Source organism: Novipirellula aureliae (assembly GCF_007860185.1).
GTDB classification, from domain to species: Bacteria; Planctomycetota; Planctomycetia; order Pirellulales; family Pirellulaceae; genus Novipirellula_A; species Novipirellula_A aureliae.
Genome location: NZ_SJPY01000006.1, coordinates 541326 through 557321, shown reverse-complemented (window position 1 = coordinate 557321; position 15996 = coordinate 541326). Strand labels below are relative to the sequence as shown.

General features: G+C 52.3%; 13 protein-coding genes. 7 read left to right on the top strand and 6 right to left on the bottom strand.

The window, feature by feature from the left end; translation table 11 throughout:
- The first annotated feature begins 121 nt into the window (after positions 1–121).
- Positions 122–331, top strand: a complete 210-nt coding sequence (locus Q31b_RS19835; protein ID WP_146601360.1) for a MerR family DNA-binding transcriptional regulator — start codon at positions 122–124, stop codon at positions 329–331.
- 31 nt (positions 332–362) lie between these two features.
- Here Q31b_RS19835 and Q31b_RS19830 read toward each other — a convergent pair whose 3' ends face one another.
- Entirely contained in the window at positions 363–767 is a 405-nt protein-coding gene (locus Q31b_RS19830) for a hypothetical protein (RefSeq protein WP_146601359.1), read from the bottom strand.
- Positions 768–975: 208 nt separating this feature from the next.
- Positions 976–1722 (bottom strand): hypothetical protein, encoded by a 747-nt coding sequence (locus Q31b_RS19825; RefSeq protein WP_146601358.1) that lies wholly within the window; start codon positions 1720–1722, stop codon positions 976–978.
- Between the two features lie 764 nt (positions 1723–2486).
- Between Q31b_RS19825 and Q31b_RS19820 the strand changes: the two genes are divergently transcribed.
- The 6 genes from Q31b_RS19820 (at position 2487) to Q31b_RS19795 (ending at position 12240) form a co-directional block, all read left to right on the top strand.
- Complete coding sequence (locus tag Q31b_RS19820; protein WP_146601357.1) at positions 2487–2783, top strand: hypothetical protein; 297 nt, start codon at positions 2487–2489, stop codon at positions 2781–2783.
- 1359 nt (positions 2784–4142) lie between these two features.
- Positions 4143–5249: a lysylphosphatidylglycerol synthase domain-containing protein gene (locus tag Q31b_RS19815; protein ID WP_146601356.1), complete on the top strand. Its 1107-nt coding sequence runs from the start codon at positions 4143–4145 to the stop codon at positions 5247–5249.
- A 381-nt stretch (positions 5250–5630) separates the two neighbouring features.
- A complete protein-coding gene (locus Q31b_RS19810; protein ID WP_197171887.1) occupies positions 5631–6713 on the top strand; it encodes a glycosyltransferase family 2 protein in 1083 nt (360 codons plus the stop codon).
- Positions 6714–8321 carry a hypothetical protein gene (locus tag Q31b_RS19805; protein WP_231617712.1) on the top strand — a complete coding sequence of 536 codons (1608 nt, stop codon included), beginning with the start codon at positions 6714–6716 and terminating at the stop codon, positions 8319–8321. It begins immediately after the preceding gene.
- Between the two features lie 107 nt (positions 8322–8428).
- The gene (locus tag Q31b_RS19800; RefSeq protein WP_146601355.1) at positions 8429–11860 is read left to right on the top strand and encodes a DUF3971 domain-containing protein; all 3432 of its coding nucleotides are present in this window, start codon (positions 8429–8431) and stop codon (positions 11858–11860) included.
- A 41-nt stretch (positions 11861–11901) separates the two neighbouring features.
- On the top strand, positions 11902–12240 hold the full coding sequence (locus Q31b_RS19795; protein ID WP_146601354.1) for a hypothetical protein: 339 nt from the start codon (positions 11902–11904) through the stop codon (positions 12238–12240).
- 3 nt (positions 12241–12243) lie between these two features.
- Here the strand turns inward: Q31b_RS19795 and Q31b_RS19790 are convergent, their stop codons facing one another.
- From Q31b_RS19790 to Q31b_RS19775, 4 genes are all read right to left on the bottom strand, one after another.
- A complete protein-coding gene (locus tag Q31b_RS19790) occupies positions 12244–13722 on the bottom strand; it encodes a xylulokinase (protein WP_146601353.1) in 1479 nt (492 codons plus the stop codon).
- The gene (locus Q31b_RS19785) at positions 13719–14132 is read right to left on the bottom strand and encodes a hypothetical protein (RefSeq protein ID WP_146601352.1); all 414 of its coding nucleotides are present in this window, start codon (positions 14130–14132) and stop codon (positions 13719–13721) included. Before Q31b_RS19785 ends, Q31b_RS19790 begins: the two co-directional genes overlap by 4 nt.
- Before the next feature lie 50 nt (positions 14133–14182).
- A complete protein-coding gene (locus tag Q31b_RS19780) occupies positions 14183–14443 on the bottom strand; it encodes a hypothetical protein (protein WP_146601351.1) in 261 nt (86 codons plus the stop codon).
- 230 nt (positions 14444–14673) lie between these two features.
- Positions 14674–15948 carry a DUF1501 domain-containing protein gene (locus Q31b_RS19775; RefSeq protein WP_231617711.1) on the bottom strand — a complete coding sequence of 425 codons (1275 nt, stop codon included), beginning with the start codon at positions 15946–15948 and terminating at the stop codon, positions 14674–14676.
- Positions 15949–15996: the final 48 nt, after the last annotated feature.

Below are 15996 nucleotides of genomic sequence, written 5' to 3'. Positions count from 1 at the left end.
CGCGTCATGGCTATTTGGCGTGAGCGGTTTTTACATATCAGCTGCGTTGGCTGGTGAGGGGGACCGCCGTATATCTTGGGCGGCGGTTCCTTTTCTCATTTCCGTTTCGTAGTGTGCACCGATGATGATCGAGCAGAACGATAGCGACGATGACGCCGATGACAGCCACAATCTTTTGACGATCACCGAGGCTTCCAGAATCGCAGGCGTCAGCACCGCCACACTGAGAAAGTGGATTTCGATGGGCCTCCTTCCCGCTCGGCAAATGCCGGGATCCAGGTGGCGACGTATTCGGCGTGGCGTGCTGATTGCGTTTCTTCGGGGTGAGTGAGCCAGGCAGCTTTAGCTGCCATTCAAACGAATCACAAATCACTTGAATTGAACAGCAAATCACCCACATCCTTGCGGAGATCCTCAATGTAGCCAGTCAGCGACGATATGACATTTTCCTCGGTTGAATCGCGTCCACTCCCAAATGAAGAGCGGATTGCGGTGTCAAGAGGAAGGCTCTCGGAAAGCCCAAGGTTCACTTTTCGCAATATTGGGTCAAAGCCATGCTCGCGTATTGCCAAAAGCAAAGCCTGTTCGATACACAAGAATTTTCTGCGGAACCCGGCTTCAAAATCGGTAACTAGAGGATGTTCGGCCAATGCTCGGATTGCTCGCTTGTCTCCGGTGCATACAATCACCGATGGTTCGCCATACGCAGCTGAAAACAGAACCGCTTCTCCTGCATCGATCTTTGGAGAGGCGAGTTGTATCAGCATCTCTTTTTGGGAGTCGATTAGTTCAACTGTCGTGAGCGAAATCTTATCAATCTCTTCAGAGACAATAGCAGGGAGCCTTCTGCTTTTAAGTCTTCGTCGAAGCCACGGATTAAAAGTCTCAGTAGCAACATATCGTGAACCGTCGCTGAAACACTGCAGTACTTCGTAAAGCAACCGGCATTGAGCCAATTTTACCAACGCGTCATTGTCAGCTAGAACGTTCATTCGCTCCGACAATCCGCATCAAATACTCTGCGTGGTCCTCAGGGAGTTCGTCGAAGTCAATGTTTCTGGCGAGGCATCGATTGAGAACTTTCTGAGCATTGGCGTTCGGATACAACACAAGAAGTGCGGCCGCTCCAAGAGCATGAAAACTACCGCTCAATCCGTGAACGTAATTTAGAACAATGTGGCCAGGATAAACACTGTCATTAATGCCTTTTCTTTGACAGATTTTGGCAAGGTGAGAGGCGTTTGGTGGTGTTCGATTCGTTCGATAGCTGCGAGTTTCACTTCCAGTTAATATTGCTATCGCGTTCTTGTCTGCAATGGTTTCCTCATCATCTTTCTCATCCACATCATCGGTGATCTTGGAATCGACAATCAACGAGTCGCCTGAGACATGTCCCGCAATTAGGTGCCCGAGTTCATGGGCCAAAAAGAACAATAACCACGCGGGCTGTTTGTTCTTCTTGCAGATGATAATTGCAGGCCGCCCATGAACCGAAATAAGCATAGCGTCTGGTTTGTGGATGCCAGAAGGGAAATTGGTCACGTGAAGAACAGGAACCCCTCGAGACCAGCAATACTCCGTGAGGTTTTCAAGATCCACCCAAGAATTACCATCTGCCAAAATCTCGTTGCGAATTTGTTCAGGCTCGATACCGACAAGCTCACTAGGCAGGCCGCCTATAGCCGCAGTCGCGAGTTCTGCCGCACGCTTACAGATTCCCACGACTGAATCCTGGTCGTTTAATCTCGCCTCACCTTTGAACTTACAATTACCGGAAGTGACAAGTTGCGGAGGACCATCGTCTTGAAGTAGAGATTCAAGAGAAAAACCAATACCTTGGGAAATCCGCAGCGCCAGTTCGGTATAGCCAGCGTCCGTACTCGTAGCATTGTCATCCCACCATTCTGGTAGGATAAATTTACGAACGAACCTGCGGTCTATGCCCCGGGAGCCGAGACGGCCGTAAAGCGATTGTGTTCGAGCGGGAAGAGTGATTGTTGTAGTCCTCGTTTTGCTTGGTGCATCTCTTTTAGTTTAGCCTAAAATCCGCATGCAGGTGCAGTGCCCTGCAAAACATTGCTAAACACCGTTTTTCCGCAGTCCGACCATGGGATGAGCTATTTTGAGTGAAAACCGGATTTACGTAATTCATACAATCGATGCCGACGTACCCAACAAGCTCTGTCAACAACCGCTATTGACGCCGCCCGCAGTATCCGACAAATTAAGAGCAGTCCGGTTGTCGATTGTGCTTAGAAACTCACTCGACTTGGCTTTTGGTTTTCTTCACCAGGAGCGACAAGACCAGCAATCACATCTATGGATAAATGAGAATGAGAACGCCGTTCTATACGTCGCTGGGATCCCAAGCGTTGATCTTGCACAGGCAGGGGAGTGAAGGCCAGCGGGCAGGTGTGATTGCCTGCTTTCTAAGCGTGTAGAGCGGCGTTTTCATGCGCCCACATCGGGCGAAAGGTTGAATTGCGATGAGTACGAGAATCTTCTACCCCGCTGGCCAGCTACCCTACACAGATCGGCAGCAGTATGACGACGTCGAGACGCACATCAAGGCCAATGACGCACTGGCTGGCGAGTCCTCGTTGCTACAGGCGTTTCACGATGCCGATGGGATACCAGCCAGCCTGCTAGACGAATGGACGCTATGCGGTGCGTCTGGTGATGACGATTCGGTTCCCTGGGTGGAGTACCGACCAATCGACGACGATTTCAACCCGTTCGAGGCGACGGCGGCTGAGGTGCGATCAAAACCAACAAAATGGTAGCACGATGAACTTCCCCACCACCCGCAGGATTTGGCGTTGGCTGGTTCAAAAGATTGTGCCACCGCCGCAAATGGTCATTCCGAACTTGGTAGCCAAACGGATTTATCTCGACTAGGAAACGATCACCAGCAAATAGACGAAACCGTATTCAGGAAACTGGTGCGGTTTTTTTGTTGGTGCGGATGTGGTCAGACGTGGCATTTTGCATTGTCGCTATTGGTCATCATTTGACATGGCAAGCCACAGCCACGGCCCACATCAGAAACGGCCGCCGGTTATGCGGGACGTCCCGCACCATGCAAGCCAACTTCCTGGTTGGGCTACCCTTCAAATCACGGCGGGCGTGCCGCTTGCCAACCCAAAAAACTATTTCCTGCGAGACTGTGAATCCGCAGACAGCTCGATTAGTCTTACTCCAAGTTTCTTTGCTTGGTACGAATCGAGGTAAATTATTCCTTCTTGTTCGTCTTCTCCGTCTTGGTTTTCAAAAATCAGCTTTACCACCACATCCCGTGGCCCCCCGAGTCTATCGCGAGATCCTAGGCTTGGAAAAAGACTTGCCGGTGTTGCTTCCCCGTTCCTGACCTGGGGTGACAGGAACCTCCCCGATATAGAATCACTCATGACTGTCCTTTCAAAAGTTCCGAGAGCGTGAGTTGATGATCATCCAAACGGGGCGCTGTTTCATGCGTCACTGCAGTGACAAAGTTTTCGGCGTCACCGGCCGCCGACGCGTTTTCCGGCGACGGTCGACCGCAGTCTCTCATCACCAGCCGCGTCGTGTTGCGGCTGCCGCCATCGCTGGGGCCCTCGTCATTGGATCCAGCGATGGAGTACTCCGTTTGGCAAAATAGGTCTTGCGGTTTTTTGTTGACGTAATGCTCAAAAAACGGGGCGTCAGTGACGCCCCGAAGGGCGGATCATAGGGGGTGATAGAGGGTAGCCGAAAACGATTTACCCCGTAAATTACGGTGTTTTAGCGGGGTCTAAGGGTTGCCTTTTTGCTTTAGGAAAGCGGTGCTCTATCCCCTGAGCTACGAGGGCGAGTATAACTTGCGTTTACACTTTTGCAGTATAGCTTGTCGAAGGTTCGTGCAAAACCCAGCCCTGTCCGGTCGCCAGCGACCGGAAACGGAGCAGACGGCGCTAGAGCCGCGGGTTCTCAAAATCCGGTTTTCAAGAGCAAATCCGGTATGTTTTTCATTCTTGCCATCGTCGCGATAGCGACGGCAGGTAATGGACCCGGGCGCGAGTCCGGGGGGAGTGGACTTGCTCGATGTGGCTTGCTGACGAGCCCTGATTTGAGCAACCCAGGCTCATGCTACTACTCGATAAGGAAAGCTCAGCCCAACTGCCACCATGCCAAAAACGGAAACCGAAAGCACGCAGCGATTGGAACAGGCTGCTCGGCGAAAATCAATGCTTCGCCGAATTTTGAAGCGGATTGTCATCATCGTGGTCATCGTCGGCCTGGTATTGGCAACCCGCTCGGCGGTTCAGCAGTGGCGATTTGAAGCGAGCCGACTGAATGAAGAAGTGACTCAAGTTGAACTGAAAATTGCCAGCCAGCCGGATTCTGACGAGCGGGTAGCGTTGATTCAAAAGCGAGACCAAATGCGTCGCAGTCTACCAACACTTGGAAACTTGTACTGGACGCGGATTGCGATGGCAGCGGCACTGTACGCCCTTGGACTGCTTCCCAACGCAATGGTGCTCGGTGGATGGTTGTCCGTGTTTGGACATCGTCCGAATCGCCTGCTCATTATCGCAGCACAAACACTCGGTCATATCGGCAAGTACGTGCCTGGCAAGGCAATGGTCGTCGTGATGCGAGTCGGAGCTTTGTCGAAGGCCTCGGTGCCCGCCGTGCCTGCGACCATTAGTGTGTTTTTGGAGACCTTCATGATGATGGCGGTTGGAGCGGCGGTTGCGGGTGTCATTATTTGCACCTTGCCAGTCCCGCCTTGGATGCTCGCTGCCGCAGTGATCGGGGCGATCGTCGCCAGTCTGCCAACATTACCGCCGCTGCTACAACCGATAACCAACCGGCTTATAGGACGCGACACACGGCTGGGCAGTCGCGCTTGGGCCGCCTGTGCGAGCGGTTGGGGGTGGTCGATTTTGTCTTGGTTGTGCATTGGCAGTTCGTTCGCCATGCTCGTTTCGGCGATCCCATCGGCAGCGGCTCCTCCGGATTGGAAGACAGCCTTCTTGTCGGTATGGCCGATGTCAACCGCCGCGATTTCGCTTGCGATGGTGATCGGATTCGTCTCCTTAATTCCCGGTGGTGCGGGCGTGCGAGAATTTGTCCTTGCCACGATTCTAGGCTTGGCGATCGGTGCCACCCAAGCCTTGTTGGCAGCGATCCTCGCCCGCCTCGTTTTTATCGTCGTCGAGTGTCTGATGGCGTTGATCGCATCGAGATACATCCAAAGATTTTCGTTCTACCACGCACCCTCGTCCTGAAACGCCAGAAACAGCATTGGCATGCGATGAAATGAAGCTCATCGCGTGAGCATTGTGCCGATTGTGACGCTGGAAAATCGACTGTTATTGCCCAGTCGTTCAGGGAACCGTCCCTCGCTATAGCCCAATGCAAACTCGCTTACTATTTTGGAACAATGAAAAAACCGACATCATGGTGCGGAGAATCTCCGCGTTTACCGCTAATGGGGTATATTGGATGAGTTGCTATGATTGGCGATTCAACTTCGAACCGGATCATTCACTAACGCAAAAGATAGAAGAGGACCAACCTACCTCCTGCAATAAACCAAGCCCTCCTGCAATAGACGCAAGCCCTCCTGCAATAAACCAAGCCCTCCTGCAATAAATCAAGCGAAGTCGATGTCAAGTTCCGAAAAACTCATTTTTGAAGGCGATCCTACGACGAACCGACTGTCACGCGAATCGCTCGACGATCGGCCTGCCCCCAATCCGATGTTATCGTTTGTCATTCCCGTTTTGGACGAAGAAGAATCGCTACAAACGCTCTGCTCGAAGATTGAGTCATTGTGCGAGGAAGAGCATTTGTCGTATCAAGTGATATTGATCGACGATGGTTCGCGTGACCAATCGTGGCAAGTGATGGAAACGTTAGCGACCGATCATTCTCGGATCGCAGCCATTCGGCTGCGGCGGAATTTTGGTAAAGCCGCCGCATTGTCAGCCGGTTTTGACGCCGCCATTGGAGATATTGTCATCACCATGGATGCCGATCTACAAGATGACCCGAAAGAGATTCCTCGATTCTTGAAGAAGTTGGCTACCGGGTGCGATGTCGTTAGCGGTTGGAAACGGGTTCGTCACGACCCTTGGCATAAAGTCTGGCCGAGCCGCGTGTTCAATTGGATGGTTAGTAAGCTAACGGGTGTTGCATTACACGATCACAATTGTGGTTTCAAGGCGTACCGACGCCAGATTTTCGACGAAGTCAAACTGTATGGAGAACTCCATCGATTTGTTCCGGTGTTGGCAAGCAGCAAAGGCTGGCGAGTTGGCGAAATCGAAGTCGAACATCACGCTCGTGAATTTGGCCATTCGAAATATGGGGTCAGCCGCATTTTCAAGGGCTTTTTGGATCTGGTTACGATTTACTTTTTGACCGGGTTTGCCAATCGTCCCTTTCACTTCATTGGAGCTGCCGGTTTGAGCTGCTTCGCCGTCGGAGGATTGGGAATCGTTTACCTGTCGGCGATGTGGGTCATTTCGCGTTTGTCGACCACGATGGACGATCTCAACCTGCACGCGACGGCGATCTTTTACTACTGCATTTTGGCGGTTCTGCTCGGAGCACAGTTCTTTTTGGCTGGGTTGTTGGCCGAACTCATCGTTTCGCTCTCGCGTGAACGAAATGATCCCTATAGCATCGCTGACCGCGTCGGTGTGTCAGATGCTCAAGAATCGAACAGCAATGACTTAAAACAATAGATGATGCATAAAGACGAACAAGCTAGGAAACGACGCCGAGATCGATACTTGGTCCTTCTCCTTTTCGCCCTCGCGCTCGCGGCTGGGCGGATTGCGTCGGCAACGAGTGAAGATGGTAATTCGGCATTCTTGAGTGCCAACGATCGTAGTCGTTGGGCAACCGTGGCGGCGCTAGCCGAAGACGGCACCTATCAAATCGATCGACTGATTCAAATCGAGGATAAAACGGGAAAACACCGCCCTTTTGATACGATCGACAAAGTGAGACACCGGGGTGATGATGGGGAACTGCACTATTACAGCAGCAAACCGCCGCTGTTTCCGACGATCGTCGCTGGAGTCACGTGGTTCATCCACCTGTTCTCCGGTCTGCAAGTGTCCACCGATCCGCTCTATGCGCCTCGCGTGATCCTAATCTTCGTTAATTTGCCGCTACTGGCTCTGTTCATCACGACTAGCTTTGCATCGATCGAACGAATCACGGCAAGCAATTGGACTCGCTACGCCTTGTCGTTAGCCATCGTCGGCGGAACGATGGTGTTCCCCTTTGCCATGTCACTAAACAATCATCTCGTCGCGGTCGCATTCACTTCCTTGGTAACGTACATCTACTTGATGTCGGCTGAGAAGACCGATGAAACGGTTAGCGACCAATCCACCTTTGTTCCTTTGGAATGGTACTTCTTGGCCGGGTTTGCGGCCGCATTTGTCGCCGCAAACGAATTGCCAGCATTGGCGATGCTCGTGTTGTGGTTTTTCTTGTTCAATATGATCGACATCCGATCGTTGGCCCCGTTTCTCGGCGGCGTGTTGGTGGTTGCGATCGGTTTTTTCGGTACCAATTGGATTGCCCATGAAAGTATCCGTCCCGCCTATGCCCATCGTGGGACAGGGTGGCATATCACCGATTTTGAATCGTCGGCTGAACCTCCCTCCGAAGCGATCGTGGAAAGCAAGCTAAAACAAGACAATACGATCGATTTGGACAGCGAGATTTCAATTGAGACGTCGGATGAAGAAAATCGTTGGTTGGTGCGATCCACCGAAAACAAATTGTTTGCGTTGATTCGAAAAGGCCCCGAGATGTGGTCGCTTCACGATTGGGACGACTGGTACGAATACCCAGGTAGTTATTGGCAAGCGGGCCAGCGGAAGGGTGTTGATAAGGGGGAAGCGTCGATTCCGAGATACTTTTTGAATATGACGCTAGGGAGTTATGGGATCTTTTCGCTGACCCCCCTCTGGCTATTGCTACCATGGGGCTTCCAAAGCGGCATGGATCATGGGCCTTACGATTTCCGGCGTTTTACGAGGTGTGTGCTCATCGCCAGCCTCGTTTGCATCCTATTTTATCTGTTTCGACCAACGATCGACCGTAATTATGGGGGCGTAAGTTGTTGTTTCCGCTGGGTTTTGTGGTTTACACCGATGTGGTTGATCATTATTGCCCCGGTCGTCGACGTGATGGCGGAAAAACCGCGCGGGCGAGGCATTTTCATGACATTGCTTGCATTGAGCGTCTTTTCCGTCTCGACGTCACTCAACACGCCCTGGCAGTCGCCTTGGATCTATCGGTTTTGGGACTTTTTGGGCTGGATTGCAAACTGATTCTGCGCGTACCATTGCGGAGGTAGGTTGTGTAACAATCGCCGCACTTTGCGGTGATTCTGCACAAGCATGGACGCATCTTCCTTTTATGCAATGGCATCGCCCGAGTGTCTCCGAGTCGTGCTGCTCCGCAAGACGCGAAATCGAGTTTCCTCTCGAAGTGGTTATGGGCTGCGCTAATTCTGACGGCCATCGTGTTTACCGCTCGGATGTTGGCCCCCGATACAATCGGCGAACAAGCACGCCGACATTTTCTCAAAGCACTCCAGAATCACTATGCCTCGCAAGGCGTGACAGAGATCGAGATTTCGATTCGTCGTGGTCGATTTGAACCGCAAGTCGGGCTTGTCTTCGATGATTTGTTGATCACCGACAGATCGGCAACATCTCGACCACTTCGTGAAATGATCTCGGTCAAACGGATGATCGTTTTTGCAAACGTCCACCCCGAAAAACTGTTTGACAAAGAGATCCCTTTAACGACGACCCGAATCGCTCTGACCGGCATCGACGCGAACATCACCGTTTCGGATGATGCCATTGCATCGATTGGAAGGTTGTTGCCACTACCGAAGTTCGGCCCCGTTTGCCCGCGCATTGATGTGCGTGACGCCAAAATCCACCTCTATGGAAATGATACTTCACGCCGTCCAATCACCACCGAGTTGACAAACATCAGCTTGCTAAATCGCCCGCAGCTTGACGGTAGCATTGACCAAGTCATTACCGTTTCGGGCTCAGCCGACTACGCGGACGGTATCAACGCAGAAATCAAAAAGACAAAAGCGACACACGACATCCGCTGCACCGTTCGCAATTTGCGCATTGAGCAACGATTGTTTGATAACCTACCGCTGGCATTCCAAGAACCACTGCTAGAATCACGGGGGCTCGACTGCATTTGTGATCTGTCGATTGCAGCCCTTCTATGCGATGGCAAGAAACCAAATTTCGCGGTTCGAACCACGATTCACGAAGGCAGTTTTCATCATCCGAAACTGCCCAAACCGATCACACAGTTGCACGGGGTTGTTTCTGCAACTCCGAAGCAGATCCACATCGAAGCATCGCAAGCAACTTTTGGCGATGCTTTGGTCCGAGCGAACGGACGTATTCATGGCTACCAAATGCCATGCGATGCCGACCTAAGAATCTCGATCGCAGGGCTGCTCCTCGACGCTTCCTTTGCCAATAGCTTAACAACAAAAATGCGGGAAGCATGGAACAAGCTTCAACCGTATGGCCGGGTCGATGTGAACGCAGACGTCATTTGCCGTGATGGGATTTGGGACACAAGTGGAATCGTGAACTGCAAAGGCGTCGACGTTCAATATGAGAAATTCCCCTACCCCGTGCAGAACGTGGTGGGCCAAATCGAAATTCAAAACGGGATCGCGTCGAGCGATTCGGTGACTGGACGAATCGACAGCCATCGATTGCGGTGCATGTTTCGCTTGCCCATTCGTCCTGGAATCACCAACGAAAAAACATTTGTAGCGGCGGCAGATGGATCCATCGCCATTGACAGCACGTTGATCAATGCGTTGTCCCATCGCGGGGTCACACAGTCGAAACTGGAATCATTTGTCCGTACCCTTCGTCCGCGTGGGCGTATCCATCTAGCGAGTGTTACGATTGGAACCGATGCCGCCGGTCGGACGACCCGGCAGCTTGATTTGAGAGTACAGGACGGGCACTTGCGCTACGAAAAATTCGCCTACCCGCTCTACAACGTCGAGGGCCAAATCGAAATCGAAGATGACTTGGTTCGTTTGGTTGGTTTTCGAGGCATGAGCGCCAACTCGGGCGTTGTCCTTTGCAATGGAACTTACCAAATCCCAAAACCGTCCACCGCGGAATCGAATCTATTCCGAATCACTAGCTCTGACAATTCCCTGGTGAATCCGAAACAGTTACAACTCGACTTCCAAGTGTCCACCATTCCAATGGACGAATCGCTACGCTTGTCGCTGCCAGAATCGGCCCAGCGGATTTGGGATTCGATCGCACCAGGTGGCGTTCTCGATGAGGCGGAAGTGTCGATTTCGATGCAACAGAATGGTGATCCGATCGAAGTCGATCTGACCGCTCGTCAATTTGCTTCGTCGCAGGTCAATAATCGAAGTCTTAGTATGCGGCCCTGTTCCCTACCCTATCGTATCGACATCAGTGGCGGGACCGTTCGCTACGATGGTTCCACCGTCCGTATCGATTCGCTTCGAGGACAGCATGGCGCATCGCGTTTGACAGCCGATGGTATCTGCGTACGTGGGCCAAGTGGCCGTTGGGAATTGTCCCTCAATCTTAAAGAAGGGAGTCGTCTTCTGCCCGATGCGGAACTGATCGGCGCTCTTCCCGGCGCGATGCGCGAAGCGATGCGACGATTACAGTTAAGAGGCCCCCTAAGCATTCGTGGGGCAACGAAATTGACGCTGCCCGACCGTTTTCACAGTGAACCTGATTTCAACTGGGATGTGACACTACAACTTGAAGGCAACCGAATTGCTGACGTTGGCCCAGTCCATTCACTACGTGGCGAGATAAAAGTCAATGGCCAACGAGATGAGGATGGCATCCGCGCTGCAGGTGAAGTGGCCATCGATTCGATGCATATCAACGACTTGCAAATCACAGCGATTCGTGGTCCGTTTCAAGTTGTCGATGATCGTTTGGATTTTGGATTGGCCGCGATTGCAAATGACGCTATTTCAAATGCTGCATGGGTGAATGCTCCGCTTAACACATCCGCCTACGATCCTCGATCACTCTCTAAGCGGCCGATGATGGGGCGGGTCTTCGACGGAACCTTGGAAATGAAAGGTGACCTACTCTTATCGTCGGGCAATTTCAACGTCGACTTTACTTTGCGAAATGCTTCGGTTCCAACATTGTTAGCCGATCTTGGTCATAGCAACAATGGATTGTCAGGAGTCCTTAGTGGGCATGCCGCGTTTGCCGGCAGTCTCGGGACGATGGATTTCTTGAAAGGCAACGGTGATGCGAAAATCTCAGGTGCCAACGTCTATCAATTGCCATTCATTATGCAGGTTCTCAACCAATTACGCATCCGTCCAAGCGAAGACGTTGCGTTTACCGATGGGTCGGTCGATTTCACAATATTCGGGGATTTGATCACCTTCAATGATCTCCGTTTGTGGGGTGATTGGGTTGCCCTGCAAGGCACCGGGACACTCGACGGACGGCGTGAACTGGACCTAACGTTCAATACGCGAGTCAGCCCACAAAATGTGTTCACCAGTGTCGTTAGGCCGCTTCGAGGAGACCGCTATACACTTTGGACGATGGACGTCCGCGGTCCCGTCCACTCACCAACCATTGAACGACGCGCGTTTGAAGGAATGGGGGAAACACTGGAGTGGCTCTTCCCAAACATGAATGCTCAGGCGAATGCCTCAGCGAATTTAGATACCGATCAAGAAAAACGTTCTCCACCCCCGACTGCAGCCAATTCCAGTACAATGCCTGAAGCGACGAAACCGCGTGCGGCACAGAGCGAACGAAAGAGTTGGTTTCAGTAACGGGAATCAAAACATCCCCCTTTCAACTACGGAGCTGATCGATGAACGTCCAACCCAACGCCGCCTCCGCTTCGATCGCCGGGTCGATCCGAGCCTCCGCACGAGGTGGTGATGCCGAATCGCAAACGGCAGATTCCGTAGCCAAACAGGCAACGAAGGAAACGCCAGCTGGAAAATCAGGGGAGACGTCAGCGATCGATGCGGGGGAACAAACCAGCGACCGTGATGCGGATGGTCGGCAGATGTACGATACGTTCGAATCGTCAGCGGAGGCTGAGCAAGCCGAGACCGACGATGATTCCAGTGACAACCAACCAAGCAATGACCTATATCAAAATCGCGAAGCTGACTCACAGAGTCATCTCGACTTTGATGCCTAAAGGTCAACAACCAATTGCACGATCCAATTGCTGCTTCCAAACCTGGTATGCTTCTGCGTAGCTTCCAGTGGACGGATCGATTTCTTTACGTTTTTCCAAATCGGCAAATGCGTCTTCCATTGATTCGAAGACTCCTGAACCTACGCCCGCACCGCGAGCAGCCCCGAGAGCACCATCGGTTTCGTACAGTTCAATCGTTGCACCACTAACGCCAGCGAGCGTTTCGCAAAAAACCTCACTTTGAAACATGTTTGCAAACCCGGCTCGAATCGACTTGATCTCGATGCCCGATTCTTTCATCACTTCCATGCCATACATAAACGAAAACACAATGCCTTCAAGGACGGCACGGCATAGATGACTTCGGTCATGGCGATTAAAATCGATCCCACTTATCGAAGCGCCAATTTGGCGATTGCACAACACCCGCTCGGCTCCGTTACCAAATGGCAAAATGGTGATCCCGCCCGAACCAATCGGTGCGGACGCCGCTAATGCATTCATCTCATCATACGAGACATCACCGAGCAAACGTTTGATCCATGCATTTAAAATCCCCGTGCCGTTGATGCAAAGCAGCACACCTAAGCGAGGATTGTCGGCGTGATGATTGACGTGAGCAAACGTATTGACTCGCGACCTTGGATCGAATTTCTTAGCTTCGGTCACGCCGTAGACAACCCCCGAGGTTCCGCCCGTTGCGGCAATCTCACCCGGTTCGGTAATGCCGAGCGAAAATGCGTTGTTGGGTTGATCACCACTGCGATAACAAACGGGCGTTCCTGCTCGCAGTCCCAACGTAGCCGCCGCTTCGTCCGACAAAGTGCCTTGCGTCCCAAAGGTGGGCACGATCTCGGGCAGAATCGAGTGGTCAAATCCAAAGTAATCAAGAACCAAATCGGCCGGCGTCTCTTGCGAAAAATCCCAGAGGATGCCTTCGGACAACCCCGAAACAGTGGTCGCGGCTTTACCCGTCAATTTCATTGCCAAAAAATCACCCGGCAGCATAATCTTGTCGATGCGGCTATAGATCTCAGGCTCATGCTCTTTCACCCAAGCCAACTTAGCAGCCGTGAAGTTTCCGGGCGAGTTCATCAGATGACTCAAACACGGCTCGCTTCCAATCGCTTCGAACGCGGCTTCTCCGTAAGGAACCGCGCGGCTATCGCACCAAATGATCGCAGGCCGCAAAACGTTTTGAGCTTTATCGACACAAACAAGTCCGTGCATCTGATAAGCAATACCGATCGCCACCACATCGTCGGGTTCCGCATGCGCATCTGACATCGCATCCTTCAAAGCCAAAACCGCACAATCAAACCACTGCTGAGGATCTTGCTCGGCGAATCCCACCTCTGGTGAATCGATTTTCTGTTCCGTTTTCGGATAGAAGGCAGTTCCCGCACATTTACCTGATTCGACTTCCAGTAGCGATGCTTTGACCGAGGAACTGCCAACGTCAAATCCTAGTAAGTACTTCATTGTTTTCCTGAATCGTTGCTCGAGATACGTTTGTCAAAGATCGCTTGGTGCAAAACGGCGGCAAGGGGTGCGATCTGCATTTCCATTCGGCCAGTCAACAGGCGGACGATTCTACCATCCGTCGTTTCGATTTGTAATTCCGGCCAGGCTCGCCCGTTGGCTTGCATGCCGCTATCGGCCATGTCCAGACTTTTGATCGGTTCGACAGGAAACGACCATCGTTTTTCACTGCCGATTCCATGTCGCTCGATCACCAGATTGCGGTTGTCAAAGTGTATCACAAAACTCCGCTGTTGTGCGACAAGGGCTACAATCATCACTCCAGCACCGACCATGCTGAAGACGACCGAAAACATCATGGGAAAGGCGGCATCGGCAATGCCGCCGAGCGGAACACGTTTGTTTCCCAAGCCACCTAGCCCGGATTATTCATTAGCCGTTTTGGCGATAGCCAAAACGGCTAATACGCAGACTGTTTTTCGAGCAATGAACGTAAACGCTTTAAGGCGTAGACGTTAGCAAAACAATTTGCAAGCCCATGAATCATCCGGGCTAGAAGAGAAAATGCAGCGAATCCTAGAAAGAACCATGCACCGTTTTGTCCATTTGCAAGTCCCGCAATACCAGCAACGAGCGGACCAAGCAAGAAAGCGATGACAAACCGTGAAAAGAAGATGCCGAAGGCGACAGCGATCCAGCCAATTCGACGGAGTTCTTTCAAGTCCCGGTTGCGAAAACGCCAAGAGCAACCGTGTCCTCATTCTCCCGGGTCGTTGGACAGCGTAAAATCGTCTCGTGCGAGGATGTCGGGCATCTAAGGATGTTGGCAGCATCGCATACAAGCTGACAAGCGGGCTATCGGTGTCGTCGTGGCTTCTAGCCACCATCTATTCTGCACTCGGATAACACCGATGGCGACTCGAAGCCGCCACGACGACAACGGCAGGCGAATCAGCCGATCAAATCGGTGATGATTTTACCGCCACCTGCGATTTTCATCGGGCGTCCATTCTTGCTGGTGAACGTTTTCTCAGTCGAAATGCCTAGCCCCTTAATAACCGTTGTCATCAAGTCTTCACTGGTAAACGGTTCGGTCTCGACCGCCGAACCATCGCGGCTCGTTGCCCCTACCGCAATCCCGGGCTTGATGTCTGCGCCACCGACGACGCAGGACCAAGCACGGGCGAAGTGATCACGTCCGGCGGCCGCATTGATGTTTGGCGTCCGTCCGAATTCCCCCATACACATCACCACCGTGTCTTGCAGTAAGCCACGTTGATCGAGATCTTCGATGAGTGCACTCATCGCTTTGTCGAGCGTTGGCAATTTGTTGTCCTGCAGCGTTGCATGAACGCCACTATGATTGTCCCATCCACCTAAATCGACTTCAATAAAGGGAACTCCCGCTTCGACCAAACGACGGGCGAGCAAGCATCCTTGGCCGAACCCGTTGGTGCCGTAACGCTCTTTGACATCATCCGGTTCTTCGTCAACCTTGAACGCCTTCATTTGATCGCTGGTCATCAGATCATAGGTCTTCTGTAGCACTTTGGCGTGCTCCGACGCGGGAGTATCGCGAGTCCTTTTTGAGAACCCATCCTCGATCATACTGAGTGCCGCCATCCGCTGCATCAACCGCGTGTCCTCCATCTTCATTTCAAGATTTCGAACTCGACCATTGCTGCTGACTGAAAAAGGTGACCAAGCCATCCCCAAGAATCCCGGTCCTGTACTGGCACCTCCGACGGAAACGAAGGGTGGGATTTCCAATTCAGGTCGTTGGCCGATCAATTCATGAGCGATCACCGATCCGTAACTGGGGTGTTCGATATTTGGGTTGGGCACAAAACCGGTGTGCATGTAGTAGCGTCCGCGAGCGTGATCGGCTTCCCGTGTCGACATACTGCGGACGACGGACATGTGCTTCATTTGCTGGGCCATCAAGGGCAAATGCTCGCAAATCTGCATATCTCCCGTCGTGGAAATAGGACGAAACGGGCCCCCCGTCGCAGCACCTGGCTTCAGGTCCCACATGTCGATCGTTGCTGGTCCTCCGCCCATCCACAACATGATGGCCGATCGCCGTTTCTGTTTCAATTCATCCGCGTGAGCGTAGATGGTCCCGCCCATCATTAAGGAGGCCGCATAAGCGCCCGAGGAGCCAGCAAGATGGCTCATAAAATGTCGTCGGGTCATTCCAGCCGGAGTTTGCCAGTATTGAGTCATCGTTTTTTTCCATGAAGGGAAAGGGGAATAGTAGCCGAGTCTCTCCGA

Bases quoted from the DNA above. Each gene is read 5' to 3' on its own strand.
- Q31b_RS19805 (WP_231617712.1), top strand. From the start codon at position 6,714: ATGATGCATAAAGACGAACAAGCTAGGAAACGACGCCGAGATCGATAC.
- Q31b_RS19790 (WP_146601353.1), bottom strand. From the start codon at position 13,722: ATGAAGTACTTACTAGGATTTGACGTTGGCAGTTCCTCGGTCAAAGCA.
- Q31b_RS19835 (WP_146601360.1), top strand. From the start codon at position 122: ATGATGATCGAGCAGAACGATAGCGACGATGACGCCGATGACAGCCAC.
- Q31b_RS19810 (WP_197171887.1), top strand. From the start codon at position 5,631: ATGTCAAGTTCCGAAAAACTCATTTTTGAAGGCGATCCTACGACGAAC.
- Q31b_RS19795 (WP_146601354.1), top strand. From the start codon at position 11,902: ATGAACGTCCAACCCAACGCCGCCTCCGCTTCGATCGCCGGGTCGATC.
- Q31b_RS19830 (WP_146601359.1), bottom strand. From the start codon at position 767: ATGCTGATACAACTCGCCTCTCCAAAGATCGATGCAGGAGAAGCGGTT.
- Q31b_RS19820 (WP_146601357.1), top strand. From the start codon at position 2,487: ATGAGTACGAGAATCTTCTACCCCGCTGGCCAGCTACCCTACACAGAT.
- Q31b_RS19815 (WP_146601356.1), top strand. From the start codon at position 4,143: ATGCCAAAAACGGAAACCGAAAGCACGCAGCGATTGGAACAGGCTGCT.
- Q31b_RS19775 (WP_231617711.1), bottom strand. From the start codon at position 15,948: ATGACTCAATACTGGCAAACTCCGGCTGGAATGACCCGACGACATTTT.